The 26,667-nt window shown below is 67.6% G+C and carries 21 protein-coding genes and 1 pseudogene; 14 read left to right on the plus strand and 8 right to left on the minus strand.

The features are described from left to right. Positions 1–105: 105 nt before the first annotated feature. From J0J10_RS22770 to J0J10_RS22795, 6 genes are all read left to right on the plus strand, one after another. Complete coding sequence (locus tag J0J10_RS22770; protein ID WP_291649475.1) at positions 106–1,821, plus strand: ABC transporter permease; 1,716 nt, start codon at positions 106–108, stop codon at positions 1,819–1,821. A 2-nt stretch (positions 1,822–1,823) separates the two neighbouring features. Next, entirely contained in the window at positions 1,824–2,921 is a 1,098-nt protein-coding gene (locus J0J10_RS22775) for an ABC transporter ATP-binding protein (RefSeq protein ID WP_291649476.1), read from the plus strand. 98 nt (positions 2,922–3,019) lie between these two features. Next, positions 3,020–4,078, plus strand: a complete 1,059-nt coding sequence (gene phnD / locus J0J10_RS22780; RefSeq protein WP_465247242.1) for a phosphate/phosphite/phosphonate ABC transporter substrate-binding protein — start codon at positions 3,020–3,022, stop codon at positions 4,076–4,078. Between the two features lie 20 nt (positions 4,079–4,098). Next, positions 4,099–4,887, plus strand: a complete 789-nt coding sequence (gene phnC / locus J0J10_RS22785) for a phosphonate ABC transporter ATP-binding protein (RefSeq protein WP_291637125.1) — start codon at positions 4,099–4,101, stop codon at positions 4,885–4,887. Beyond that, positions 4,884–6,509 carry a phosphonate ABC transporter, permease protein PhnE gene (gene phnE, locus J0J10_RS22790; protein WP_291637127.1) on the plus strand — a complete coding sequence of 542 codons (1,626 nt, stop codon included), beginning with the start codon at positions 4,884–4,886 and terminating at the stop codon, positions 6,507–6,509. The genes phnC and phnE overlap by 4 nt, the downstream gene beginning before the upstream one ends. A 138-nt stretch (positions 6,510–6,647) precedes the next feature. Continuing rightward, the gene (locus tag J0J10_RS22795) at positions 6,648–6,995 is read left to right on the plus strand and encodes a hypothetical protein (protein WP_291649477.1); all 348 of its coding nucleotides are present in this window, start codon (positions 6,648–6,650) and stop codon (positions 6,993–6,995) included. A gap of 91 nt (positions 6,996–7,086) precedes the next feature. Here the strand turns inward: J0J10_RS22795 and J0J10_RS22800 are convergent, their stop codons facing one another. From J0J10_RS22800 to J0J10_RS22830, 7 genes are all read right to left on the minus strand, one after another. Then, positions 7,087–8,373, minus strand: coding sequence for a TRAP transporter large permease (locus tag J0J10_RS22800; RefSeq protein WP_291649478.1), 1,287 nt, complete (start codon positions 8,371–8,373; stop codon positions 7,087–7,089). Then, a complete protein-coding gene (locus tag J0J10_RS22805; RefSeq protein WP_291649479.1) occupies positions 8,373–8,993 on the minus strand; it encodes a TRAP transporter small permease subunit in 621 nt (206 codons plus the stop codon). The genes J0J10_RS22800 and J0J10_RS22805 overlap by 1 nt, the downstream gene beginning before the upstream one ends. 189 nt (positions 8,994–9,182) lie before the next feature. Further along, a complete protein-coding gene (locus J0J10_RS22810; RefSeq protein ID WP_291649480.1) occupies positions 9,183–10,226 on the minus strand; it encodes a TRAP transporter substrate-binding protein in 1,044 nt (347 codons plus the stop codon). 147 nt (positions 10,227–10,373) lie between these two features. Beyond that, entirely contained in the window at positions 10,374–12,440 is a 2,067-nt protein-coding gene (locus J0J10_RS22815; RefSeq protein ID WP_291649481.1) for a hydantoinase/oxoprolinase family protein, read from the minus strand. A gap of 16 nt (positions 12,441–12,456) precedes the next feature. Then, on the minus strand, positions 12,457–14,097 hold the full coding sequence (locus tag J0J10_RS22820) for a hydantoinase B/oxoprolinase family protein (protein WP_291649482.1): 1,641 nt from the start codon (positions 14,095–14,097) through the stop codon (positions 12,457–12,459). 148 nt (positions 14,098–14,245) lie between these two features. Further along, the gene (locus J0J10_RS22825) at positions 14,246–15,160 is read right to left on the minus strand and encodes a LysR family transcriptional regulator (RefSeq protein ID WP_291649483.1); all 915 of its coding nucleotides are present in this window, start codon (positions 15,158–15,160) and stop codon (positions 14,246–14,248) included. Between the two features lie 42 nt (positions 15,161–15,202). Further along, positions 15,203–16,015 (minus strand): IclR family transcriptional regulator, encoded by an 813-nt coding sequence (locus tag J0J10_RS22830; protein ID WP_291649484.1) that lies wholly within the window; start codon positions 16,013–16,015, stop codon positions 15,203–15,205. 218 nt (positions 16,016–16,233) lie between these two features. On the opposite strand from J0J10_RS22830, the gene J0J10_RS22835 reads away from it, so the two are divergent. The 8 genes and pseudogenes from J0J10_RS22835 to J0J10_RS22870 all read left to right on the plus strand — a co-directional run. Continuing rightward, a complete protein-coding gene (locus J0J10_RS22835; protein ID WP_291649485.1) occupies positions 16,234–17,790 on the plus strand; it encodes an ABC transporter substrate-binding protein in 1,557 nt (518 codons plus the stop codon). A 176-nt stretch (positions 17,791–17,966) separates the two neighbouring features. Next, entirely contained in the window at positions 17,967–18,944 is a 978-nt protein-coding gene (locus J0J10_RS22840; RefSeq protein ID WP_465247243.1) for an ABC transporter permease, read from the plus strand. A gap of 139 nt (positions 18,945–19,083) precedes the next feature. Then, complete coding sequence (locus tag J0J10_RS22845) at positions 19,084–19,920, plus strand: ABC transporter permease (RefSeq protein WP_291637144.1); 837 nt, start codon at positions 19,084–19,086, stop codon at positions 19,918–19,920. Continuing rightward, complete coding sequence (locus J0J10_RS22850) at positions 19,920–21,527, plus strand: ABC transporter ATP-binding protein (protein WP_291649486.1); 1,608 nt, start codon at positions 19,920–19,922, stop codon at positions 21,525–21,527. Before J0J10_RS22845 ends, J0J10_RS22850 begins: the two co-directional genes overlap by 1 nt. A gap of 186 nt (positions 21,528–21,713) precedes the next feature. Continuing rightward, positions 21,714–22,598, plus strand: a complete 885-nt coding sequence (locus J0J10_RS22855; protein ID WP_291649487.1) for a DMT family transporter — start codon at positions 21,714–21,716, stop codon at positions 22,596–22,598. Positions 22,599–22,772: 174 nt separating this feature from the next. After that, on the plus strand, positions 22,773–24,365 hold the full coding sequence (locus J0J10_RS22860; protein ID WP_291649488.1) for a gamma-glutamyltransferase family protein: 1,593 nt from the start codon (positions 22,773–22,775) through the stop codon (positions 24,363–24,365). Between the two features lie 138 nt (positions 24,366–24,503). Next, the gene (gene pobA, locus J0J10_RS22865) at positions 24,504–25,673 is read left to right on the plus strand and encodes a 4-hydroxybenzoate 3-monooxygenase (protein ID WP_291649489.1); all 1,170 of its coding nucleotides are present in this window, start codon (positions 24,504–24,506) and stop codon (positions 25,671–25,673) included. Positions 25,674–25,745: 72 nt separating this feature from the next. Then, positions 25,746–26,103 (plus strand): annotated as a pseudogene (locus J0J10_RS22870) (transposase); the annotation flags it as partial. Between the two features lie 4 nt (positions 26,104–26,107). On the opposite strand, the gene J0J10_RS22875 reads toward J0J10_RS22870, so the two are convergent. Beyond that, positions 26,108–26,506, minus strand: coding sequence for an HD domain-containing protein (locus J0J10_RS22875; RefSeq protein WP_291649490.1), 399 nt, complete (start codon positions 26,504–26,506; stop codon positions 26,108–26,110). Between the last annotated feature and the right edge of the window lie 161 nt (positions 26,507–26,667).

A 26,667-nucleotide genomic window follows, 5' to 3' on the forward strand; every position in this document is an offset into this window, starting at 1 on the left:
GGTCCGGGGCCCGTCCCGGCGCCCCAAGCCGCGCCGGTTCCCGGCTGGCCCGCGAGGCTGCGGCCCGGGTGACGCTGCGCCCTTTCGTCGACGATCAGGATCACCATGACCGCAATCCCGACCTCGGCTCCCCGCGCCCGACGCCTGGCGGCAACGCCCGGCCAGATCGCGCTCGCGCTCGCCATCGCCGCCTTCCTGCTGATGTTCCTGGTACTGCCAGTGGCGACGGTGATCTACGTCGCCTTCACCGAGAAGGGCACCTCGAACTTCACGCTGGTGAACTTCTACGACTTCTTCCGCACCGAGCTGTTCATGCGCTCGCTGTGGAACTCCTTCTACGTCTCGGCGATGTCGGTGGTCTGGGCCTCGGTCTTCGCCCTGCCGCTGGCTTACCTGACCACGCGCTTCGTCTTCCGCGGCGCCGCCATCGTCCAGACCCTCGGCTTCCTGCCGCTGATCATGCCGCCCTTCGTCGGCGCGGTCGCGATGCAGCTCTTCTTCGGCCGCAACGGCTCGATCAACCTGCTGCTCGACGACTGGTTCGGCTTCAAGATCGATTTCATGGAAGGGCTGAACGGCGTCATCTTCGTCCAATCGGTCCATTATTTCCCATTCATCCTGATCAATCTCTCGGCGGCGCTGCGCAATATCGACCGCGCCATGGAGGAGGCCGCGCAGAATCTCGGTTCCTCGGGTTTCCGGCTGTTCCGGCGCATCGTCTTCCCGCTTGCCATGCCCGGCTATCTCGCTGGCGCCTCGCTGGTCTTCGTCAAGGTCTTCGACGACCTCGCGACCCCGCTCCTGCTCAACGTCAAGGACATGCTGGCGCCGCAGGCCTATTTACGCGTCACCTCGATCGGCATCGCCGACCCGATGGGCTACGTCATCTCGGTCGTACTGATCGTCGCCTCGGTCACCGCCATGTGGCTTTCGGCGCGGGCTCTGAAGGGGCGCGACTACGCCACCACCCAGCGCGGCGGCGGCGGTCTCGCCAAGCGCGAGATGACGCGCTGGGAGGCCGTGCTCGGCTACGGCACCGTCTTCCTGATCCTGGCGCTGGTGCTGGCTCCGCATATGGGCCTCCTGCTGCTCTCCTTCGCGACGATCTGGTCGTACTCGCCGCTGCCCGACGCCTTCACGCTCGCCCATTACGGCCGCGTCTTCGGCGAGAGCTCGGTCTACATCAAGAACACGCTGATCTATGCCACCCTCGCCGGCGGCATCGACATCGTGCTCGGCGTGGCGATCGCCTATCTCGTGCTGCGCACCAAGCTGATCGGCCGCGAATGGCTGGACTGGATGGCCACGGCCGCGCTCGCCATCCCCGGCGTCGTGCTCGGCATCGGCTATCTCAGGACCTTCTACGGCGTGACCCTGCCTGACGGCACGCCGCTGGCGTCGCTCTGGATCACCATCGTGCTGGCGCTCGCCATAAGGCGCCTGCCCTATGCGCTGCGCGCCTGCTATGCGGCGCTCCAGCAGATCTCGGTCTCGCTCGAGGAAGCTGCGGAGAATCTCGGGGCGACCAAGTCGCGCACCGTGCGCCGCATCGTCGTGCCGCTGATGGCCGGCGGCATCCTCGCCGGCTTCGTCACCTCGTTCTCGACCGCCGCGGTCGAGCTCTCGGCGACGCTGATGCTGGTGCAGTCGAACTCGGACGCGCCGCTCGCCTACGGACTCTACGTCTTCATGCAATCGGCCGCCGGCCGGGGGCCCGGCGCCGCGCTCGGCGTCGTCGCGGTCCTCCTCGTCGCCGCCTGCACCTTCATCTCGCATCTCATCATCGAACGCAGCCAGAAGGCCAAGGGAATGGGCCACTGACCATGAACGCAAACGTCTCACTGACCACGCCGGCTGTCTCCGTCGACATCGAAGGCGTCAACCTATCCTACGGCACCAACCATGTGCTGAAGGATGTCAGCCTCGCGATCCAGCCGGGCGAGTTCTTCGCCTTCCTGGGCCCCTCAGGCTGCGGCAAGACCACGTTGCTGCGCCTGATCGCCGGGTTCAACCAGGCCGATACCGGCCATGTCCGGATCGGCGGCAAGGAGATCACCGACCTGCCGCCCTGGAAGCGCGATGTCGGCATGGTCTTCCAGTCCTATGCGCTCTGGCCGCATATGACGGTTCGCCGCAACGTCGCCTTCGGGCTCGAGGAGCGCGGCGTGAAGCGCGCCGAGGTCGAGCGCCGCGTCGAGGCCGCGCTCGGGCTGGTCGGGCTCGCCCATCTCGCCGACCGGCGGCCTTCCCAGCTCTCCGGCGGCCAGCAGCAGCGCGTCGCCGTCGCCCGCACCGTCGCGGTCGAGCCCAAGGTGCTGCTGCTCGACGAGCCGCTCTCCAATCTCGACGCCAAGATGCGCGTGCAGGTCCGCCGCGAGCTGCGCGACCTGCAGCAGCGCCTCGGGCTGACGACGATCTTCGTCACCCACGATCAGGAAGAGGCCAACACGATCTGCGACCGCATCGCCGTGATGAGCGACGGCGTGGTCCAGCAGGTCGGCACGCCGATGGAGCTCTATGAGCGCCCCGCGAACCTGTTCGTCGCCAACTTCCTGGGAACGGCGAACATCCTGGAAGGCAAGGTCACCGGCGCCGGCGCGGCGCGTAGCTTCGCGATCGAGGGCGGCTTTTCGCTGCCGATCCCGGCCGATCGCAAAGTGCCGGAAGGCGCCCGGCTGGTCTTCCGTCCGCAGCACGCCAACCTGCTGGCCGCGGGTGCTGCCGCCCCCGGGCTGATCGCCCTGCCCTGCCGGATCGTCCATCGCGAATTCCTCGGGGCGAGCGTCCGCTACGGCGCCCGGATCGGCAATGCGGAGGTCTCCGTCGATCTGCCTTTCCAGTCCGGCGCGGACCTCCACGAGATCGGCAGCGACGCGACTTTGACCCTGCCGCAGCACGCTTTGATGTGGCTTGCCGGCTGATGGTCTTTGCCGCATGACTGGATTGTGACAGTTTTGTGTCACATAGTACCGACAAGGCTTCCTCGAGTGGAGCTTCGTCGAAAGGGAGTGAAGACGCCTTGTTCAACCTGAAATCCGCTTGCTTCGCCACGGTCGCGCCGCTGGCCCTCGCCCTCGCGACCGTCGTCGCCGCCCCCGCCCAGGCGCAGGATTCCTGCCCGAACCGCGGCCAGCTCGACACCAATTACTGCGATGCGAACAATGATCTCGTCGCCGACGTCCCGACCGATGCCTCCAAGCTGAAGGACCCCTCGGCGCTGGTCTGGGCCTATACGCCGGTCGAGGATCCCGCGGTCTATGCCAACATCTTCAAGCCGCTGACCGACCATCTCGCGACCTGCACCGGCAAGCGCATCGTCTACTACCCCGTCCAGTCCAACTCGGCCGAGATCGAGGCCATGCGGTCCGGGCGCCTGCATTTCGCCGGTTTCTCGACCGGCCCGACGGGCTTTGCCGTCAATCTCGCCGGCGCGATCCCCTTCGCCGCCAAGGGCTCCGAGGCCGGCGTGCGCGGCTACAACCTGGTCGCCGTCGTCAAGAAGGACAGCCCCTACCAGAAGCTTTCCGACCTCAAGGGCAAGAAGGTCGCCCACACCTCGCCCTCGTCCAACTCGGGCAATCTCGCCCCGCGCGTGCTCTTCCCCGAACATGGGCTCGAGGCCGAGAAGGACTACAAGCCGCTGATGTCCGGCGGGCACGACAAGTCGATCCTCGGCGTCGTCTCGGGCGACTACGACATGGGCGCCGTCGCCGGCGACGTCTATGAGCGGATGATCGTGCGCGGCACGATCAAGAAGGACGACACGCGCGAGATCTACCGCAGCGCCGTGTTCCCGACCTCCTCCTTCGCTTATGCGCACGATCTGAAGCCCGAGCTCGCCAAGAAGCTGACCGACTGCTTCTTCTCCTTCCGCTTCACCCCGGAGATGACCAAGGAGTTCAACGGCGACGACCGCTTCCTGCCGATCACCTACCAGAAGGACTGGGCGATCGTGCGCGACGTCGCCGAGAAGTCGGGCACGCCCTACAACAAGTCCGCCTACGACGCCGAAGCGAAGCGCGAGGCGGATGCCGCCGCCAAGAAGAAGGCGCAGCCCGCGCCGGCCAAGGCTCCCTGATCGGAAAGCAGCCGCATCTCATGAGCGCCCTGCCAAACGAAGCGTCCGGCACTTGCCGGACGCTGATCATCCGCAATCTCGTCAAGGAATACCGGGCCGGCCAGCCCGTCCTGCGTGATATTTCCCTCACCATCGACGAGCCCGGCACCGTCGCCATCATCGGCCCGTCCGGCACCGGCAAATCGACGCTGATCCGCTGCATCAACCGGCTGGTCGACCCGACCTCGGGCTCGATCATGCTCGACGGCGTCGATCTGGCGAAGCTCCAGGGCGACGCACTGCGCCAGGCGCGGCGCCGCCTCGGCATGGTCTTCCAAGAGTACAATCTCGTCGAGCGGCTGACCGTGATCGAGAACGTGCTCTGCGGCCGGCTCGGCTACGTCCCGGTCTGGCGCAGCTGGACCCGGCGTTTCCCGGAGGCCGACATCGCCCGCGCCTTCGCTTTGCTCGAATCCGTCGGGCTCGGCGATTTCGCGACGCGCCGGGCCGACCAGCTCTCCGGCGGCCAGCGCCAGCGCGTCGGCATCGCCCGCGCCGTGATGCAGGAACCGGATCTCGTCCTCGCCGACGAGCCGACCTCCTCGCTCGATCCGAAAACCTCGGTCGAGATCATGGAGCTGCTCGCCGAGGTCGGCCGCGAGCGCTCGATCCCGGTCCTGGTCAACATCCACAATGTCGCGCTGGCGAAGCGTTTCGCCCGGCGCATCATCGGCATGTCGAAGGGCCTTATCGTCTATGACGGCCCGCCGGAGGGCCTGCAGGATTCCCATCTCGCCGAGATCTATGGCGGCGAAGGCTGGATGGAATGAGCGCGCTTCCCGCCACCGGCAGCCTGCGCAGCCGCGCCTTCCCGCCGAACTGGCCATTGCGCATCGGCGCCCTGCTGTTCCTTGCCTATGTCGCCTATGCCGCGCAGATCCTCGACATTCGCTGGGAGCGCTTCGTCCAGGGGCTCGACAACGGTGCCCGCTTCCTTGGCCGGATGTTCCCGCCCAACACCGCAGCCGACAAGATGCAGCTGCTCTTGGACGGCATGCTGGAATCGCTGCAGATCGCGATCATCGCGACCGGCGCCGGCGTTCTCCTCGCTTTGCCGCTCGGCCTGTTCGCCGCCCGCAACCTGATGCCGCTGCCGGTGACGGTGGCGGCGCGGGGGTTGATCGCGCTCTGCCGCACCTTCCACCCGGTCATCGTCGCGATCCTGTTCGTCAAGGCGGTCGGCTTCGGTGCGCTCGCCGGCATCCTCGCCCTGATCGTCGCGACGCTCGGCTTCATCGCCAAGCTGATCGCGGAGGCGATCGAGGAAATGTCGATGAAGCCGATCGAGGCGCTGCGCGCCGCCGGCGCGCCGTTCCTCTCCGTCGTGGTGATGGGCGTGGTGCCGCAGGTCCTGCCGCGCTTCATCGGCTTCGCCGCCTATCAGCTCGATTCCAATCTCAGGAACTCGGCGCTGGTCGGCCTGGTCGGCGGCGGCGGCATCGGTGCGACCCTGTTCACCGCCTTCCAGCGCTTCGACTATGACTTCGTGCTGACCATCATCATCGCGATCATCGCGGCCGTGATGGCGGGCGAGGTGCTCTCGGCCTTCATGCGCCGGATCTACCAGGACGAGGCGCCGACAGGCGAGGTCAAGCGCGGCCCCTCCGGTATGGTCTGGCACCGCTTCACCACGACGGAGCGGACGCTGCGGCTCGCCTTCTGGGGCATCGCCGCTTTGGCGCTCGGCTGGTCGTTCCAGACCATCGAGATCATCCCGGAGTTCCTCTACGACGCGCCGCAGCAGACGGTCGACCTGTTCGCCCGGATGTGGCCGATCGACTGGAGCTACTATGCCAGCACGGTGCAGACGGCCTTGGTCGAGACGCTGCACACCGCCACGCTTGGAACCATCCTGGCGATCCTGCTGGCGACGCCGGTCGCGCTGATGTGCGCCCGGAACGTCTCCTCCTCCGTTTGGGTCAACACGCTCGGCCGCTTCATCCTGGTCGCGACCCGTTCGGTCCACACCCTGGTCTGGGCCCTGCTCTTCGTCGCGGTCTTCGGTCCCGGCGCGCTCGCCGGCGTGATGGCGGTCGCCGTCCACTCGATCGGCTTCACCGGGAAATTCCTGGCCGAGGCGATCGAGGAGGCCAAGCCCGGCCCGATCGAGGCGCTGCGCGCCGCCGGGGCACCCCGCCGCGCCGTGCTGCTCAAGGGCTTCTGGCCGCAGGTGAAGCCGGCCTTCCTGGCCGTCAGCCTGTTCCGCTGGGACATCAATGTCCGCGAGAGCGCCGTGCTCGGCCTGGTCGGCGCCGGCGGCCTCGGCGTCGCGCTCCAGGCGGCGATGGACAATCTCTACTGGGACCAGGTCGGCCTCGTCCTCGTGGTGATCTTCGCCGTCGTCGTCGCGACCGAGCTCGTCACCTCGGTAATCCGCGCCCGCGTCATCTGACCCCGGGCTCGTCATCGGCCACGATATCGCCGCGCCCGGGCTTCGCGTCCGGGCCGGCATCGCGCCAGGGCGCGAACCCCGGCTATTGCTGGGCGCGGGCGGACGCAGGCGAAGGCCGCCGCGCCGGAGGACAGGCCGATGCCCGCCACGCGCTCTGTCCTGTCTCTGGCTGCGCTGCTCGCTCTTTGCGCCAGCGCCAGCACCATGGATGCGCTGCCGAGATTTCCAAAGGGACAGGACTATGGCCGGGCTCGCAAGGCGCTGCTGGCCCAGGGCTGGGCACCACTGCACCTTCCGGGCGCCGATCCGTGCCGACCGGGCGACAGGCGCTGCGCCGGCCGGCCGGAAATGTTCGCCTGTGCCGGCACGGGCGTGGCGCCCTGCCTCTTTCTCTGGCGCCGCGGCGCCGTGACGATCGAAGTCGCGACCTATGGCGAGGAGCGTGCGAGAGTCAGCCGCATCACCTGTCGTACGGGCTGCGGCTGAGCCGGGACACAGAGGTGCCAGAAACAAAACGTCCTCCAGGGCCCGGCCCGGGAGGACGGAAGATGTCGGTGCGAACCGAAGACCGGCTCTTCTAATCGCCGTAATGCGTCGGCAGCCACATCGCGATCTCGGGGAAGGCCAGCAGCAGCCCGATCAGCGCGAACATGCTGACGACGAAGATCAACGAACCGGCGATGACGTCCTGGATGCTGCCCCGGCCGCGGATCGCCTGGACAACGTAGAGATTGATGCCGACCGGCGGGGTGATCAGCGCCAGCTCGAGCAGGATCGTCAGGATCACGCCGAACCAGATCGGGTCGTAGCCGAGGCCGATCACGATCGGCGCGACCAGAGGCGTGATCGTCACCAGCATCGACAGCGATTCCAGGAAGCAGCCGAGCACCACGAAGAAGGCGATGATCACCAGCATGGTCTGCAGCGGCGACAGGCCGAGCCCGGAAATGAAGCTGGTCAGCTGCTGCGACAGCCCGATCACCGAGAGCACGAAATTGAGGAAATAGGAGGCGAGCACGATCAGCATGATCATCGCCGTCGCCTTCATCGCGCCGATGAAGCTTTCATGCAGCAGCGCCAGCGAGAGCTTGCCATACCACCAGGAGAGCGCCACCGCGAAGACGAGCCCGAGCGAGGCCGCCTCGGTCGGGGTTGCGAAGCCGGCATAGATCGAGCCGATGACGACGAGGAAGAGCAGCAGGATCGGGACGAGATCGACCAGGCTGGTAAGGCGCTGGCGCCAGGTCGCCCTGATCGGCTCGCCGCCGAAACCGGGCTTGGCCATGCAGATCACGACGATGATCAATGAGAACAACGCCGCCAGCAACAGCCCAGGAATGGCCGCGGCGAGATAAAGCTTCGGCACCGAGGTGTTGGTGATCATCCCGTAGATGATCAGGTGGATCGAGGGCGGGATCAGGATGCCGAGCGTGCCACCGGCGGCGAGGCTGCCGAGGAAGAGGCGTTCATTGTAGCCGCGCCGGCGCACCTCGGGCAGCGCCACAGTGCCGATCGTCGCCGCGGTCGCGACGCTGGAGCCGGAGGTAGCAGCGAACAGGGTCGAGGCGCCGATATTGGCATGCAGCAGCCCGCCGGGCAGGCGGTTGAGCCAGAGCGCGACGGCGCCGTACATGCGCTCCGCGATGCCCGCCCGCAGCAGGATCTCGCCGAGCAGGATGAAGAGCGGCACGCTGGTGAGGGTGAACTCGGTCGAGACCTTCCAGAAGATCTCGGAGGCCGCCAGGAACAGCGGCAGCGGCGAATAGATCGCACTGAGCAGCAGCGCGCAGATGATCAGCGTCGCGGCGATCGGCAGGCTAGCGCCGATCAGAATGGCCAGCAGCAGCGAGGCATTGGCGAGCATCAGGCTTTCTCCTCGCGGGCGCCGAGCGCTTCCTGGGCCTCTTCCGAAGCCGACATGATGCCGAAGCGTGCCGCCAGCTCCGGATGCCGTCCGGCCGCGAGGGCAAGGCAGGCCTGAAGCGAGGACACCAGCAGCGCAGCCAGGAAGACGAGCATCCCGGCGAACCAGAGCGCCTGAGGGATCACCAGCGGCACCTGCAGCACGCTCGCCGAACGCGAAGCCATGCCCCAGGAACCGGACACCACCAGCCAGCCGCTGAAGGCGAGAAAGGCGGCGGCAAAGCCCAGCGCCAGGATCGATGAAACGTCCAGCAGAGAGCGCAGGCCGGGCGGCGCTTTCTGGTAGAGGAAGTCGATCCGGACATGGCTGCGGGCGTAGAAGGCCTCGGCCAGCGACCAGGAGATCCCGATGGCGAAGATGTAGCCGGCGATCTCGTCGACGCCGCCGATATTGCGGCCGATCGTGTTGCGCGCCGCGACGTCGACCGCGACCAGCATGCCGAGCAGCAGCAGGCCCCAGCCCGCGACCAGCAGCATCGCCCGCGCGAGGCGGCGCAAGGTATCGTCCAGCCGGCCCAGCGTACCGCCTTCTCGCCCCTGCGGGCGCGTCACCGGATCCATCACTCTCTTCCCTCGCGCTGGTTGGGCTCGCATCGGGGCAAAGGCACTGCGATGCGATTTGCGGAGCCGTGCGAACCGCACGGCTGGCGCCAAGACGAAAGACCGTATCGCGGCCCCTCTGGCAATGCCCGCTTGCCGGCTCCGGCAAACAATCTCGCCCGGCGCCTGACGCGCCGGGCGAGATCGCGATCAGGGAGCCGCGGTGACGCCGGCGACCTTGCCGACCGTGGCGTTCCACTGCTCGACGCAGGCCTTGTCGCAGCGGCCCGCCCACTTCTTCAGCACGACATCCTGGAGGATGCGCTTGCGCTCGGCCTCGTCGGCCGCCGAGGGCTCGACCAGCGCCATGGCGGCAGGGGCGCCATAGGGGCAGGCGGCGCGGCCGGTATTGCAGTCGACGCCGGCCTTGTCGTCGGAGGCGGCCAGCGCCCAGAGTTCCTGCTCCAGGGTGCCGACGGCCTTGCGCGTCGCCTCCTGGCGATCCTTCGGCAGCGCATCCCACTTCGCCTTGCTGGCGGCGATCAGGGTCAGGCCCCAGCCGAAGCGCATGGTGTAGAGGTTCTTGGTCACCTCCGGCCATTTGAACGAATAGCCGGTCAGCGTGCCGGTGATGCCGCAATCGACCACGCCGCGCTGCAGCGAAGGCACGACCTCGGCCAGCGGCACGCTGACGCCGACCGCCCCGGCCGCCGAGATGAAGTCGTTCATGCTGGCGCCGTAGAAGCGGACCTTGCGGCCCTTCAGATCGGCGAGGCTCTTCACCGGCTCGCGGCAATAGAGCACCTGGCTCGGATTGGGATAGGCGCCGAGCAGGACGAGATTGTGCTTCTTCAGCAGCGTCTCGGCGACGGCCGGGCGATAGGCGTCGAGCGCCTTCTGGCCGGTCGGAATGTCCTGGATCAGGGTCGAGAGCTCGAGCCCCTCGATCACCGGATCGTCCGCCACCGAATAGCCGACGACGATATGGGCGATGTCGAAGACGCCGAGCTTGGCGAGACGCAGCAGCTCGACGCCGGACAGTCCGAGCTCCGAATAGGAGGTGACCTGGGCCGTGACCTGCCCGCCGGTGAGCTCGCCGAACGTCTTCGACCAGAAAGGCTGCTCGACCTTGCCATAGGCATTGAGGTTCGACCAGGGCGCCACGACCTTGAGATTGGTCTGCGCGGCGGCCTGGCCGCTTACGGCCATGGCCGCAGTGATGAAGGCTCCTCCGAGCCAGTTCAGGACGGACATGACACGACCCCTCTTCTTGGTTGTAGCTTTCGGTTTCCCTGCTGAAATACCTTGAATTTTCAGCAGCTTGATCGTCAAATACCCAGTTCGTATACGATTATTAGCCTGCGCATATGATGCCTGCGAAAACGGCGACAGCGCCGGGTTTCAGGCACCGGGCCGCGGCTTCAGCGCAATGTCGAGCCAGCCGAGCCCGTTGACGCCGAGCTTGTCCCCATCATTCAGCACCACGGTGGTCGTCTCCGCCTCGACGATCGCCGGCCCCTCGACCGCGTTGCCGGGGCCCAGCGTCTCGAAGCGGAAGACCGGCACCTCGCGCCATTCGCCGAAAAAGGCACGGCGCGTCCCCGCCGGCTGCGGCGCCTCGCCGGAAACGGCGACGCCCGGCTCGTCGCGCGGCGGCTCGACCAGGCCGACGGCCGCGACGCGGGCATTGACCAGCACCACCTCCTGGCCGGGCGAGCAATAGGTGTAGAGTTCCTCGTGGCGGCGATGGAAGCGCTCGACCAGTTCGGTCATCGCGCCCGCATCGTCGAGGTCGAGCCCGTCGAGCGGCACGTCGACCTCGAAAATCTGCTCGCCATAACGCATCTCGGCCGAGCGCTCGATCCGGATCGGTCCGTTGAACCAGGACTTCAGATGCGCCGTCGCCTCACCCGCCAGGCTGTCGAAGGCGGCACGCAGCGCCTTGCCGTCGAGTTGCGCCATGTCGCCCAGATGGCTGCGGGTGACCTCGTAGCGCAGGTCGCTGGCGAGCATGCCCCAGGCCGAGAGCACCGAGGCGACGGTCGGCACCACGACCCGGCGCATCTCCATCTCGCGCGCCACCTCGACAGCGTGCAGACCGGCCGCCCCGCCGAAGCTGAGCAGGGTATAGCCGCGCGGGTCGACACCGCGGCGCAAAGTCATCAGGCGGATACCGTCGGCCATTTTCAGATTGATCAGCCGGTAGATGCCGGCGGCGCAGTGCATCCGGTCGATGCCGAGCCGGGCCGCGAGCCGGTCGACGGCGGCTTCAGCCGCTGCTGTATCGAGCTTGCGGCGCCCGCCCATGAAGGTCTCGGCGCCGAGATAGCCGAGCAGCACGTTCGCGTCGGTGACGGTCGGCTCCTCCCCGCCATTGCCGTAGCAGGCCGGCCCCGGGACCGAGCCGGCGCTGCGCGGGCCGACATGGAAGGTGCCGCCGGCATCGGCATAGGCGATCGAGCCGCCGCCGGCGCCGATACTGGCGATGTCGAGGCTGCGCAGCGCGATCCGCTGGCCGGCGAGGCCGCGCTCGGCCGAGAGCGCGATCTCGCCATCCTCGATCAGCGAGATGTCGGTGCTGGTGCCGCCCATGTCGAAGGGCACGAGATTGCGGGTCTCGATCAGTTCGGCGACGCGGCGCGAGCCGGCAATACCGCCGGCCGGGCCGGAGAGCACCGTCGCGGCGGCGAGCCGCGCGGCCTCCTGCAACGGCGCCATGCCGCCATGCGAGAGGATGATGAAGAGCGAGCCGGCAAAGCCCGCCTGCTCCAACCGCGTCTCGAGGCTCTGCAAGTATTTGCGCACCGCCGGACCGACATAGGCGTTCACCACGGTCGTCGAGACGCGCTCATATTCCTTGATCTGCGGCAGCACCTCGCTCGACAGCGAGACGAAGGCCTCCGGCAGGGCTTGCGCCACGGCCAGCGCCGTCTCGCGCTCATGCGCGGCATTGCGGTAGGAATGCAGGTAGCAGATTGCGACCGAGGTTACACCCTCCTGTTTGAGGCGCGCGATCTCCGCGTCGAGCGATGCCTTGTCGAGCGGCACGGAGACGCTGCCGTCGAAGGCGATGCGCTCCTGGACGCCGCGCCGCAGCTGGCGCGGCACCAGCGGATCCGGCGGCGGCAGCAGGAGGTTGTAGCGCTCGGGCTTCAGCCCCTCGCGCATTTCGAGCACGTCGCGATGACCCTGCGTCGTCAGCAGGCCGACCTTGGCGCCCTTGCCTTCGAGCAGCGCATTGGTCGCGACCGTGGTGCCGTGGACGATACGCTCGATCGCCGCCAGGAAATCCGCCAGCTCGAGCCCCACACGCCCGGCCAGATCAGCGAGGCCGTTGAGCACGCCGATCGACTGGTCCTGCGGCGTCGAAGGCGATTTGGTGAAGGTGGTGACGCCGGCCTCGTCGATCGCGACGAGATCGGTGAAGGTTCCGCCGACATCTATGCCGACGCGGAAAAGCTTGGTCATGACGCGTGGGCTCCGCTCAGGCGCTCGTGAATTCGGTGTCGATGTCGCGCTGGCGCGCTTCGGCGGAGCGCCGTTCCGGCGGCCCCCAGCCGCCGCCGCCGGAGGAGCGGATCTCCAGCCGGTCGCCGGCCGCAATGCCGATACCGAACTCCTTGGTCTTCAAGGCACGGCTGCTGTCCCCGGAGACGATCCGATAGTCATGCGGCGCGCCGTCCTTGCCGCCGAGCATGCCGGCCGAACCGTGTTTGGCACCCTCGCCCGCAGTATGGGCATAGGCCGGAACCTCGACCACGAGGTCCATGCTGGTGCCGAGCCCGCCGCGGTGCTCGCCATCACCGCCGGAGCCTGGGCGGAACTCATGGCTCCCGAAGCGCAAGGGGAAGCGCGCCTCGGCGACCTCGATGCTGCCGAACTTGATGCCGCCGACCGAATGCCATTCGCCGGCCGCCGACCAGCCATCGCCGCGCGGCGAGCCGCCGCCGCCCGGCCTTGCATGGAACATGTGCCAGATGAAGCGCTTGCCGGTACGCGGATTATCGCCCGTGATCGAGATCCGGAAGCGCCGTCCCCAGCCGCCCATCGCCCGGTCGGGGCAGGCCTGGCTCAGCGCCCGGATCACCGCCTCGACGATCTCGTTGGCGGGATGGGTGGTGCACAAAGTCACCGGAACATTGTCGTCGGCGCAGACGATCGTGCCGGGCTTGAGCTTCACCGAAAGCGGCCGGAAGCAGCCGTCATTCTTCGGGATCTCGGCATCGACGAGATAGGCGAAGGCCATCGCCACCGCCGCCTGGGTGTTGGCATGGGGCGAGTTGGCGAAGCTCTTCGACTGCGGATCGCTGCCGGTCAGATCGATTTCGAGATCGCTGCCGCGCTTGGTGACCTTTGCGACCACCTTGATATCGGTGCGGCCACGCCCGTCATCGTCGAGCAGCGCCTCGCCGTGATAGACGCCGTCCTTCCAGCTCTCGACGATGGCGCGCGACTGGCGCTCGGCGCCGTCGAGGATCGCCTCGATCGCATCGGAGACCGTGTCGGTGCCGACATCTGCGAAGAGCCGGCCGATCCGCTTCTCGCCGAGATGGGCCGCGCCGATCATCGCCGCGAGATCGCCGCGGAAATCGCGGGGAAAACGCACGTTCAGCGCCAGCATGTCGAGGATGTCCTCGCGCATCCGCCCGGCCTCGGCGAGGCGGATCGGCGGAATACGCAGGCCTTCCTGCCAGATCTCGGTCGCCTGCGGGTTGTAGGCGCCGTGCGTCGCGCCGCCGATATCGCCCATATGGGCCCGCACCACGCTCCAGAGCAGGCGTCTGCCATCGCCATAGACCGGCACGAAGGCGGTCACGTCAGGCAGATGGCTGCCGCCGCAATAAGGGTCGTTGAGCAGGTAGACGTCGCCCGGCTGCACCGCGTCGCCGAACTTCTCCTCGACGGCGCGCACCGCCCAGGTCAGGGCGCCGACATGGATCGGGATATGGTCGGCCTGCGCGATCAGCCGGCTCTGCGGATCGCAGATGCCGATCGAGAAATCGCGGCTGGCGTTGAGGATCTGCGAATAGGAGGTGCGAAGCATCGCCTCGCCCATTTCCTCGACGATCGAAATCAGCCGGTGCTGGACGACGGATCGGGTGATCGGATCTACGGAATTGCTCACGCCTCGGCCTCTCATCGACGAAGGCGCTGGGATCGATATGATTATCGAGGCAACACCGACTGGATGAGGCTAGTTGCCGGCTCGGACCAGGGTCCAATATCGAGTTTCTATCCTATTATAGCGCTACGCATATCGCGCCGGCCGGCGTCTATACCGGCGTCGGGTCGAGATCGACGGCCTGCGTGATACGCGCCTCGTCGATCACGGCCAGCAATTCCTCAATCAGCACCGAGTGCCGGTCGCGCGGCCAGGCGGCATAGAGCTCGATCAGCGGCGTGTCGTCGAGGATCGGCCTGAGCACGACGCGCTCAGGGGTGAGATGCCTCGCCGAGCGCGGCACCAGCGCGACCCCGACCCGCGCAGCGACGAGCGCCAGCATCGTCACCATCTGGTGCGCCTCCTGGACCCGCGCCGGAAAAAAACCGGCGCTCTGGCACAGATGCATGATCAGGTCGCGGAAACCCGGCGCCTCGTCGCGATCGAAGATCACCAGTGCCGCGCCGGCGAGATCGGCGAGACGGACCGCAGGCGAGGCTGCCAATGGGTGGCTCTCCGGCAGCGCCAGCAGGAAAGGCTCCTGATGGACGAGGCGGATGCCGAGCGTGTCGTCGAGGATCGGCGGGCGCACGAAGCCGACATGGATCTCGCCCTTCTCCAGCGCCAGGAGCTGGGCGGGCGAGGACATCTCGCGCAGCGACAGCGTCACATCCGGCCAGCGCTCGTAGAAGGCTTCGAGGATCGGCGGCAGGAACTCGGCCGCCGCCGAGCCGGTGACGCCGATGACGAGGCTGCCCTCCTGGCCCCGGCCGACGCGCTTGGTCATCGCCTGAGCACGCGACATCTGCTGCAGGATCTGGCGGGCCTCGCGCAGCAGGGTCTTGCCGGCCGGCGTCAGTTCGATCGGGCGCACGCTGCGGTCGAACAGCGTGACCTGAAGCTCTTCCTCCATCGCCTTGATCTGCTGCGACAATGGCGGTTGCGCCATGTGCAGGATCTCGGCGGCGCGGCCGAAATGGCGCTGCTCGGCCAGCACGACGAAATAGCGCAGATGCCTCAGTTCCATGGCAAGGCTGATACAGGCCCGGGCCGGAGCCGCCAAGTCCGCTCAGTCCGGCAGAAGCCTGCTGCCGATCCGCCTGGCCGCATCGAACAGGGCCTCGAGATGCACGGGGTGACCGTCCGGCGCCACGATCGAGGTCAACGACGAAATGCTGAGCGCACCGGCGAGCGCGCCCGAACGGTCGAAGATCGGCACGCCCACTCCGGTCAGGCCGATGAAGAAATCGTCCGCCGCCAGCTCCCAGCCCTGGGCCCGGATCCGCTCGGCCTCGCGCCAGAGCAGTTCGGGATCGGTCTGGCTCGCCGGTGCGCGCCTGGGCATTTCGATCGACAGCGCGAGCCGGCGCTGCTCGTCATCGAGATAGGCGAGCAGCACGCGCGGGCCGCCCCCGCAATTCAAGGGCGCCTGCGCCCCGACCGCGAACCAGGTCGCGTCGACATGTGGCAGCGAGGCCCGTACGCGATCGACGCAGAGACCGCGCCCGGCGACATGGACCCAGAGGAAGGAGGTCGCGCCGGTCTTCTCGGCGATCTCGGTCAGACAGGGGCCGGCGATATCGCGCAGTTCACGCCCGGTCGGGACGGCGCTGCCGAGCTCGGCGAGCCCGACCGCCAGAGCATAGGTCTGGGTGCGCTCGTCATGCTCGACCAGCTCATTGAGCTGCAGCGTCGATAGCAGCCGCCTCGTCGTGCCCTTGTCGAGCCCCACCTGCCGCGAAAGCTCGCTGAGACCCAGGCGCGGCTGCTCCGGACGAAAAGCGCGTAGCAGCGCTATCGCCCGGTCGACCGCCCTGACGATCGGAACACCCGGCGGCAGGCGCGCTGCCCGGTCTCCCCCCGCCCCATCGGTTGCGCTCACGATCCGCCCGCCACCTGAACACTCGCTGTGTCGCCTATTAACACGGCATGTCAGAGATTGACACGAATTTTGAGTCTCGCTTTCAATGGCACGGAGCTTGCCAATCGGCGTGTGATCGGGTGCGATCCGGTCAGGCCGCGGAGCAGGTCAAAACAGAGGTCGCCCCGGCAGCGCTGCCTGCTGCTGACGGAAGCAGGCCAAGGGAACGGAGAACGACGATGACGGTATCGAGATTGGGACTCGCACTCGCCGTGTCGGTGCTGGCGCTCGGCGCCGCGACCGCGCAGGAGCCGAAGAAGGGCGGCACCGTCCATGTCGTGGTCCAGCCCGAGCCGCCGATGCTGATGCAGGGGCTGAACCAGAACGGCCCGACCAACATGGTCGCCGGCAACATCTATGAATCGCTGCTGCGCTATAACGAGAAGCTCGAGCCGCAGCCCTCTCTCGCCAAGAGCTGGGAGATCTCGCCCGACGCCAAGGTCTACACCTTCAAGCTCCAGGAGGGCGTGACCTGGCATGACGGCAAGCCCTTCACCGCCGACGACGTCGTCTTCACGCTCGACAAGTTCCTGCGCGAGGTCCATCCGCGCTGGCGCCCGATCGTCAACGCCCAGGTCGAGAAGATTGAGAAGGTCGACGAGCTCACCGTCAGGATCACGCTGAAGCAGCCCTTCGGGCCGCTGATCATGACGCAGGAAGTCGCTTCGGCGCCGATGATCCCGAAGCACATCTATGACGGCACCGATTACCGCGCCAACCCGGCCAACAACACGCCGATCGGCACCGGCCCGTTCAAGTTCAAGGAGTGGAAGAAGGGTTCCTATATCCACCTCGTCAAGAACGAGAACTACTGGCTGAAGGGCAAGCCGAACATCGACGAGATCTACTGGCAGATCATCCCCGATGCGGCGGCCCGCGCCGTCGCCTACGAGACCGGCAAGGTCGACGTGCTGACCGGCGGCTCGGTCGATGTCTACGACGTCGCCCGCCTCTCCAAGCTGCCCAATACCTGCATGACGACCAAGGGCTGGGAGATGTTCGCTCCCCATGCCTGGCTGACCCCCAACGTCCGCAACGGCATTTTGGGCAACAAGCAGTTCCGCCAGGGCCTGATGCACGCGATCGACCGCGAATTCGGTCGCGAAGTGGTCTGGGGCGGCCTCGGCAAGCTGCCAACCGGGCCGATTTCGTCGAAGACGCGCTTCTATTCCGCCGACGTACCGAAATATGATTTCGACCCGAAGAAGGCGAAGGAACTGATCAAGGCCTCCGGTTACAAGGGCGAGACGATCAAGCTGCTCAACCTGCCCTATGGCGAGACCTGGAGCCGCTGGTCCGAGGCGATCAAGCAGAACCTCGAGGATGTCGGCGTCAAGGTTCAGATCGAGAACACCGACGTGCCCGGCTGGACCCAGAAGGCCAGCAACTGGGACTTCGATCTCAACTTCAACTTCCTCTACCAGCTCGGCGACCCCGCAATGGGCGTGGCGCGCAGCTACATCTCGTCCAACATCGCCAAGGGCAATCCCTTCGCCAATGTCGGCGGCTACTCCAATCCGGAGGTCGACAAGCTCTTCGCCGAGGCTGCGATCGCGCCCACGGATAAGGAGCGGCAGGAACTCTATACGAAGGTGCAGAAGCTGCTCGCCGACGAGTTGCCGGTGCTCTGGCTGCTCGAGATGGATTTCCCGACCATCTATCGCTGCAACGTCAAGAACCTCGTCACCACCGGCGTCGGCGTGAACGACGGCTTCCGCGATGCCTGGAAGGAGTGATGCCTTCGACCGCCGCATCGTACCGTCATGCTCGGCCTTGTGCCGAGCATCCACGTCTTGAACTCCGCCCTCGACTAATGAAGACGTGGATGGTCGGGACAAGCCCGACCATGACGGGTGAGGCCCTCGCGGCCTGCGATCGATCGGCAGATCGCCAGTCTCTTCGGATCGTCTGAATGAACCTGCCCCAGTTCCTCGCCGGCCGCTTCGCGAAAGGGATCGTCGTCCTCTTCGCCATCGCGGTGCTCAATTTCTTCCTGATCCGGGCCGCGCCCGGCGACCCCGCGCAGGTGCTGGCGGGCGAGGCCGGCGCCGCGGACGAGGTGCTGCTCCAGCAGCTGCGCGAGCGCTTCGGCCTCGACCAGCCGCTGCTCCAGCAGCTCTGGATCTATCTCAAGGGCTACGCCTCGCTCGATCTCGGCTTCAGCTATCGCCAGCAGCGCCCGGTCCTCGACCTGATCCTCGAGCGCCTGCCCGCGACCCTGCTGCTGACCGGCGCCGCCTTCATCGTCTCGCTCGGGCTCGGCACGCTGATGGGCGCGCTCGCCGCCCGCCGCGCCGGGCGCTGGCAGGACAGCCTGATCACCACGCTGGCGCTCGTCTTCTACGCGACGCCGCTGTTCTGGGTTGCGCTTCTTAGCCAGATCGCCTTCGCGCTGAAGCTCGGCCTCGTTCCCAATGTCGGCTACGAGACCATCGGCGCGAATTATACCGGCCTCGCCCGCGCGCTCGACATCGGCCGCCACCTCGTCCTGCCGGCGTTGACGCTCGGCCTGTTCTTCACCGCGCTCTATGCCCGGATGATGCGGGCCTCGATGCTGGAAGTGGCGGGCGCCGACTTCGTCAAGACCGCCCGCGCCAAGGGGCTTTCGCCGGCGGTCGTCTCCCGCCGGCATGTCGCACGCAATGCGATCCTCCCCGTGGTGACGCTGGCCGGTCTGCAGGCGGGCCAGCTCGTCGGCGGAGCCGTCCTGACCGAGACCGTCTTCGCCTGGCCGGGCATCGGCCGGCTGATGTTCGACGCGCTGGTCCAGCGCGATTATTCGGTGCTGCTCGGCGTCTTCTTCATCTCCTCGGCCATGGTCGTCGGCTTCAACATCCTGACCGACCTTGTCTATCGCCTGGTCGACCCGCGCATCGAGGCAGCATCATGATCCGATCCGCCTCCTCGTCATGGTCGGGCTTGTCCCGACCATACACGCCTTCGCTGGTCGAGAACGGTGTTCAAGACGTGGATGCTCGGCGCAAGGCCGAGCATGACGGCGTGTGTCTGGTCGCAGCGGAGGCGCTGTCATGAGCTTCCTGAAGCGCTTCGCCCGCAATCGCGGCGCCCTGATCGGCGTCCTGATCCTGCTCGTCGTAATCGCCTTCGCGCTGCTCGCGACCTGGCTCTACCCGCAATCGCCCTGGCGCACGGTCGGCCGCCCCTTCCTCGCCCCCTTCGTGATGGAGCGCTTCCCGCTCGGCACCGACACGCTCGGACGCAATCTCGCCTCCGGCCTCGTCCATGGCGCCCGCGTCTCGCTGATGATCGGCGTGGTCTCGACGCTTGTCGCCCTCCTGATCGGCGTGCCGCTCGGCGCCGTCGCCGGCTATGCCGGAGGCTTCGTCGACGATGCGCTGATGCGCTTCACCGAGTTCTTCCAGACCATCCCCTCCTTCGCCCTCGCCATCGTCATGGTCGCGATCCTGCAGCCGCAGCTCGGCTCGATCGTGCTCGCCATCGGCGTCGTTTCCTGGCCACCGGTGGCTAGGCTGGTGCGCGGCGAGGTGCTCTCGCTGCGGACGCGCGAATATGTCCAGGCCGCCGTCACCATCGGCCAGTCGACGCCGCGCATCATCTTCAGCCAGGTCCTGCCGAACACCCTGGCGCCGATCATCGTCATGGGCTCGCTGATGATCGGCTCGGCGATCCTGCTGGAATCCTCGCTCTCCTTCCTCGGCCTCGGTGACCCCAATCTGATGAGCTGGGGCTATATGGTCGGCGCCGGGCGGACCCGGCTGCTCGACGCCTGGTGGATCAGCTTCTTCCCGGGCCTCGCGATCTTCCTCACCGTGCTCGCCCTCAACCTCGCCGGCGAAGGGCTGAACGATGCCCTCAATCCGCGTCTAGCCCGGGAGCGGGAATGATGGTGGCTCCGGCTCTCGCCGTCGAAGGGCTGCGGCTCGCCCTCCCCGCCCTCGCCGACCGCCCCTATGCGGTCGAGGACGTGACGCTCTCGATCGCACCCGGCGAGACGCTCTGCGTCGTCGGCGAATCCGGCTCGGGCAAGTCGATGCTGGCCCATGCCGTGATGGGCCTTCTGCCCAAGGCGGTGAAGCCGGCCGGCGGCGCGATCCGGCTCGCCGGCCGCGACCTGCTCTCGCTCGACGAGGCGGCGATGGAAGGCGTGCGCGGCCGCGAGGTCGGCATGATCTTCCAGGAGCCGATGACCTCGCTCAACCCGGTGATGCGGGTCGCTGACCAGATCGTCGAGACCTTCGAGGCGCATGGGTTGCTGAGCAGGCCCGAGCGCTATGCGAGAGCCGTCGCGCTCTTGACCGAGGTCGGCCTGCCCGAGCCCGAGCGGCTGGCGCGCGCCTATCCGCACGAGTTGTCCGGCGGCCAGCGCCAGCGCGTGATGATCGCGATGGCGCTGGCGCTCGAACCCAAGCTGCTGATCGCCGACGAGCCGACCACCGCGCTCGACGTCACGACGCAGGCCCAGATTCTCAAGCTGATCGACAATCTCCGCCACAAGCACGGCACCGCCGTGCTGTTCATCACCCATGATATGGGCGTCGTCGCCGAGATCGCCGACCGCATCGCCGTGCTCGAAAAGGGTGTGCTGGTCGAGGAAGGCACGGTCGATCAGGTGCTCGGCGCAGCCCGCCATCCCTATACCCGGAAGCTGCTCGCGGCCGTGCCCTCGCTGACGCCGCCAGAACGGCCGGCGCTTCCTGACAGTAAGCCGGTGCTGACCGTCGAGAAGCTCGGCAAGGTCTACCGCAAGCGCTCCCTCTTCCGTCCCGGGCGGGAGGTGAAGGCGGCCGACGATGTCAGCTTCACCCTCGCCCGCGGCGAGACGCTCGGGCTCGTCGGCGAATCCGGCTCCGGCAAGTCGACCGTCGGGCGCTGCTGCCTGCGCCTGATCGAGCCCGATGGCGGCAGGATCACGCTCGGCGACCTCGTGCTCAGCGATCTCGGCGCCGCCGCCTTGCGCCAGCACCGCAAGCGCATACAGATGGTGTTCCAGGACCCGTTCGCCTCGCTCAACCCGCGCCAGACCGTCGGGCGCATCATCTCGGACGGGCCGGTCGCGCATGGCACACCGCGCGCCCAGGCGCTGGCGCGGGCGAAGGAGCTGCTCGAGCTGGTCGGCCTGTCCGCCAATGCCATCGACCGCTATCCGCACGAATTCTCCGGCGGCCAGCGCCAGCGCATCGGCATCGCACGCGCCCTCGCCTTGGAACCCGACGTGCTCGTCGCCGACGAAGCGGTCTCGGCCCTCGACGTCTCCGTCCAGGCCCAGATCCTGACCCTGATCAAGGACATCCAGCAGCGCCTCGGCCTCGCCATCCTGTTCGTCACCCATGACCTGCGCGTCGCCGCGCAGATCTGCGACAAGATCGCGGTGATGCAGCGCGGCAGGATCGTCGAGAGCGGCCCGACGGCCGCCCTCTTCGCCGCACCTCAGCATGACTATACCCGCCAGCTCCTCGCCGCCGTCCCCGGCGGCAAATGGTTCGGGCGGTAATCACGCTCGTCATGGTCGGGACAAGCCCGACCATGACGAAGGAAGACCTGAGCGCCCCTGATCCGGCCCTTCGGGCCACCTTCTCCCGCAAGGGGAGAAGGGAAAAGCGGCAGCCCGTCTGCCGCGCATCGAGCCTCCATCGAAATGACATGACGCCCGTGGCCCGCCATCCCGCATAGTCCCGCCATGCCGTCCACCGCCTCCCGCTCGCTCCTGCTCGTCCCGCTGCTCGGCCTGCTCTGGGGCTTCAACTGGCCGGCGGTGCGGATATCGCTCACCGAGATCGCGCCCTGGACGCTGCGCGCCGCCGGCATGACCTTCGCCGGGCTGGTGCTGGTCGCCGTCGCGCTCGCCCGCGGCATCCCGCTCGCCGTGCCAAGGGAGCAATGGCCGCGGCTGATCATCGCCGGCTTCCTCTCGATCGCGGCCTTCAACATCCTGCTCGCCTTCGCCCAGTTGATGGCGCCGACCTCGCGCGCCGCGATCCTGACCTTCACCATGCCGATCTGGGCGACGCTGCTCGCTCTGCCGATCCTCGGCGAACGCTTCGACCGGCGCCGTCTCCTCGGCCTCGGGCTCGGCATCTCCGGCCTCGTCTGCCTCGGCCTGCCCTTGATCCGCAGCGGCCAGTTCTCGCCCGGACTGGCGCTCGCCTTGCTCGCCGCATTGAGCTGGGCGCTCGGCACCATCGTCACCAAGCGCTGGCCGGTGGCTGCGCCGGCGCTCACCATCGCCGCCTGGCAATTGCTGGTCGGCGGAGTCGCAGCCGGCCTCGGCATGCTCGTCTTCGAGGGCTTGCCCGTGCCCAAGCTGCTTTCGCCGAAGGTCGCGGCGGCACTGAGCTTCCACATCCTCGGCGCGCAGGCGCTCGCCTATTTCCTCTGGTTCGTCGTGGTCGCGCGGCTGCCGGCCGGCATCGCCAGCCTCGGCACCTTGATGGTGCCGGCGGTCGGCGCGCTCGGCTCCGTGTTGCTGCTCGGCGAGCGCCCGACGGCGACCGACTGGCTCGGCCTCGCCCTCGTCGTCGCCGCCTCAGGTGCGATCATGATCCCGGCTTCGCGCAAGGCATAGCCGGCCAGCCCCGGAGCCTGCCGCGAAGGCTTGTCGAAGCCGGCGCTTCGCGGCAGGGTCTGGGCGCTCGCCCGTTTGCCGGCCGCGCTCGGATTTCACCAGTCACCCGGTCGGCCCCGCCGCTTCTCGCCCTGCCGCGCGTCCGTGCGCAAAAACCCCGCTGAAGGCCTCGCCATGAAATTCCCGATCGACGCGCCCTACCCGTCCCGGCGCTCTCCCGTCCTTGCCCGCAACCTCGTCGCAACCTCGCATCCCCTGGCGACCGAGGCCGGCCTCTCGATGCTGCGCAAGGGCGGCAATGCGCTCGATGCGGCGCTCGCCGCGGCGATCACCCTGCCTGTGGTCGAGCCGACCGGTAACGGTCTCGGCTCCGATGCCTTCTGCATCCTCTGGGACGGCAAGGAGCTGCATGGGCTCAACGCCTCAGGCCGCTCGCCTTCCGCCTGGACGCCCGAGCGCTTCGCCGGAAAGGGCGGCATGCCGCAGCGCGGCTGGGAGAGCGTCACCGTGCCGGGCGCCGTCTCGGCCTGGGCCGAGCTGTCGCAGCGCTTCGGCAAGCTGCCCTTCGAGACCCTGTTCGAGCCGGCGCTCGACTACGCCTCGCGCGGCTTCCACGTCACCCCGATCATCGGCGAGCTCTGGCGGCGTGGCGCCAGCACGCTGAAGGAGCAGCCCGGCTTCGCCGAGCATTTCATGCCGGGCGGCAGGGCGCCGCTCGCCGGCGAGATCTTCCGCACGCCCGATATGGCAGAGAGCCTGCGCCTGATCGCCGAGACGCGCGGCGAGGCCTTCTATCGCGGCGCGCTCGCCGGCAAGATCGCCGCCTTCGCGCGGCAGCACGGCGCGGCGCTGAGCGAGGACGACCTCGCTGCTCATCGCAACGACTGGTGCGGCACGATCAGCCAGCGCTTCGGCGAGGCGGCGCTGCACGAGATCCCGCCCAACGGCCAGGGCATCGCCGCGCTGATGGCGCTCGGCATGCTCAGCCAGACCGATATCGCAGATTTTGCGCCCGACAGCGCCGAGGCGCTGCATCTCCAGGTCGAGGCGATGAAGCTCGCCTTCCTCGATGTCGAGACCTATGTCGCCGACGAAGGCAGCATGCACGAGATCAAGACGGCGCATCTGCTCGACCCGGCCTATCTCGCCTCGCGGGCCAGGCTCATCGACCGCAGCCGCGCGACCGAATTCCCGGTCGGCGCGCCGAAGCAGGGTGGCACGGTCTGCCTCGCCACCGGCGATGCCGACGGCATGATGGTCTCCTACATCCAATCCAACTATGCCGGCTTCGGCTCCGGCGTCGTCGTGCCCGGCACCGGCATCAGCCTGCAGAACCGCGGCTTCGGCTTCACCACGCAGGCGGGCCACCCCAACGAGGTCGGGCCGCGCAAGCGCCCCTTCCACACCATCATCCCCGGCTTCGTCATGGGCGCTTCCGAGCCGATCATGGCCTTCGGCCTGATGGGCGGGCCGATGCAGGCGCAGGGTCACCTGCAGATGATGCTGCGCACCCAGCTCTGGGGTCAGGACCCGCAGACCGCCGCCGACGCGCCGCGCTGGCGCGTCGTCGTGGGGCTCGACGTCGCGATCGAAAGCACGATGAAGCCGGACGTGGTGCAGAAGCTCGGCGCGCTCGGCCACCGGATCGCGCTGGAGTCCCCCGATTCGAGCTTCGGCTTCGGCGGTGCGCAGCTCGTCCACCGGATCGCGGGCGGCTATGTCGGCGGCTCCGATTTCCGGAAAGACGGGCACGCCGCCGGATTCTGAGCCATTTCCGGGCCGCTAACTACGACCAAATACCGGCGGCCGGCACTCTGGACGCAGCTTCGGAACTCCGCGCAGGATATGCGCGGGGAACGCGTAACCGGCCAGCTCCGAGCCGGAGCGGCCGAGGACGTAACCAGAATGCGCACGCAAGTCGCGATCATCGGCGCGGGCCCGGCCGGCCTGCTGCTCGGCCAGCTGCTGCATGCGGCCGGGATCGAGAATGTCATCCTCGAGCAGCGCAGCGGCGACTATGTGCTCTCGCGCATCCGGGCCGGCGTCCTCGAAAGCGGCACGGTCCGGCTCCTCGACGCGGTCGGGGCCGGCACCCGCCTGCACGCCGAGGGGCTGCCGCATGACGGCTTCGACCTGCTCTTCGACGGCAAGCGCCACCGGATCGACCTCGCCGGGCTGACCGGCAAGCATGTCACCGTCTACGGCCAGACCGAGGTCACCCGCGACCTCATGGACCTGCGCGCCAGCCAGGGCGCGCTCACCGTCTACGAGGCGGAGAAGGTCGCCCTGCATGATTTCGACGGCGACGCCCCTTACGTCACCTATCTCGACCACGGCGAGCAGAAGCGTCTCGATTGCGACTTCATCGCCGGCTGCGACGGCTATCACGGCGTCACGCGCGCCAGCGTGCCGAGCCGCGCCCTCAAGACCTTCGAACGGGTCTACCCCTTCGGCTGGCTCGGCCTGCTTGCCGATGTCCCGCCAGTCTCGCATGAGCTGATCTATGCCGGCGAGGAGCGCGGCTTCGCGCTCTGCTCGATGCGCTCGAACAGCCGCAGCCGCTATTACCTGCAATGCGCCCTGAACGAGCGCGTCGACGACTGGACGGACGAACGCTTCTGGGCCGAGCTGCGCCGCCGGCTCGACCCTGCGACCGCCGACTCCCTGGTCACCGGCCCTTCGCTCGAAAAGTCGCTGGCACCCCTGCGCTCCTTCGTCGCCGAGCCGATGCGCTTCGGCCGGTTGTTCCTCGCCGGAGATGCCGCCCATATCGTGCCACCGACCGGCGCCAAGGGCCTGAACCTCGCCGCCAGCGACGTCCATTATCTCTCGCAAGCTCTGGGCGAGCATTATGCCGAGCGCTCATCCGCCGGCATCGACGCCTACTCGGCCCGTGCCCTCGCCCGCGTCTGGAAGGCCGAGCGCTTTTCCTGGTGGCTGACCGGGCTGATGCATCATTTTCCAGACCATGACGGCTTCGGCGGACGGATCCAGCAGGCCGAGCGCGCCTATCTGATCTCGTCGCCGGCTGCGATGGCGGCGCTGGCGGAAAATTATGTCGGCCTGCCGTTCTGAGGAAAGAACACGAAATCTCGATGGAAGGGCCGGCTGAGATCAGGGCCGAGCTGGCAGCTCGCGACATGCGCATCGGCGCATGCCAGCGAGCAGAGCCCGTCTGACATCCTGAAGCGCCGGCAGGGCTGGTCAGAGAGCCGGCCCGATCTCGATCCGCGGCGCCTCGCCCTCATCGATCAGCCCCGGGCCTCGACCAACATGGCCCGCCGACACGGCCGCCGTCAGCGCGGTGAACGCCAGCGAATGGCCGTGCCGCATGGCCGTTGCACCCGAAGGGCCGCGCGTAGCAGCGATCACGACGACCTTCGTCGGCGCGTTGAGGCTGCGCGGCTTCATCGCCCCCTGGCTGCTGGACAGGCCGATCAACCGCGACGCCTTCGAGACCTATTTCGCCAAGCTGCTCACGACCCGATTTGGCGCCCGCGATGTGGGTGCTAGAGCGCCGCGGATTTTGGCTTTCCGCTGACGCCGCCGGTCAGACCATCGAGCCAAGTGTCGGTTGTTGCGAACTGGCCACCGGCTTCGACCGTCTTCCAGAAGGTTACGTCGGCCCAATGGACGATCGTGTTTTCGAGACTGCGCTCCAGCAGTTCACCCTCGGCTGAGTGAGCGGCTGCGATATGGGCCACCGCCTCCGGCAGATCCATGGCAAAGCAGATGAAAACGCCGTAGCCGGGGTGACGGACCGAGGGGAAGCCGACAGCGTGGCGATCGGCCTTCCAACGCTGGACATTGTCAGGCTGGAACTCCCAGACCTTGCCGATGTCGTGGCAGAGAGCGCCGGCGATCAGGATGTCGCGGTCATAGCGGAAATTGGGGAACAGGCCCGCCATCTCCTCCGCCGTCTTTGGCCTGCCCCCTGAAAAGTGGCCCTCCCTGAAGTAGGCTTTCGAGCCTTGGAGGATGCCCATTATGCCGCAGAAGAAGCACAAGCCTGAAGAGATCGTCGCGAAGCTGCGCCAGGTCGACGTGCTGTTGTCCCAGGGGCGCCCGG

Origin of the sequence: Allobosea sp., from assembly GCF_017308075.1 — a bacterium.
In the GTDB taxonomy this organism is placed as follows: domain Bacteria; phylum Pseudomonadota; class Alphaproteobacteria; order Rhizobiales; family Beijerinckiaceae; genus Allobosea.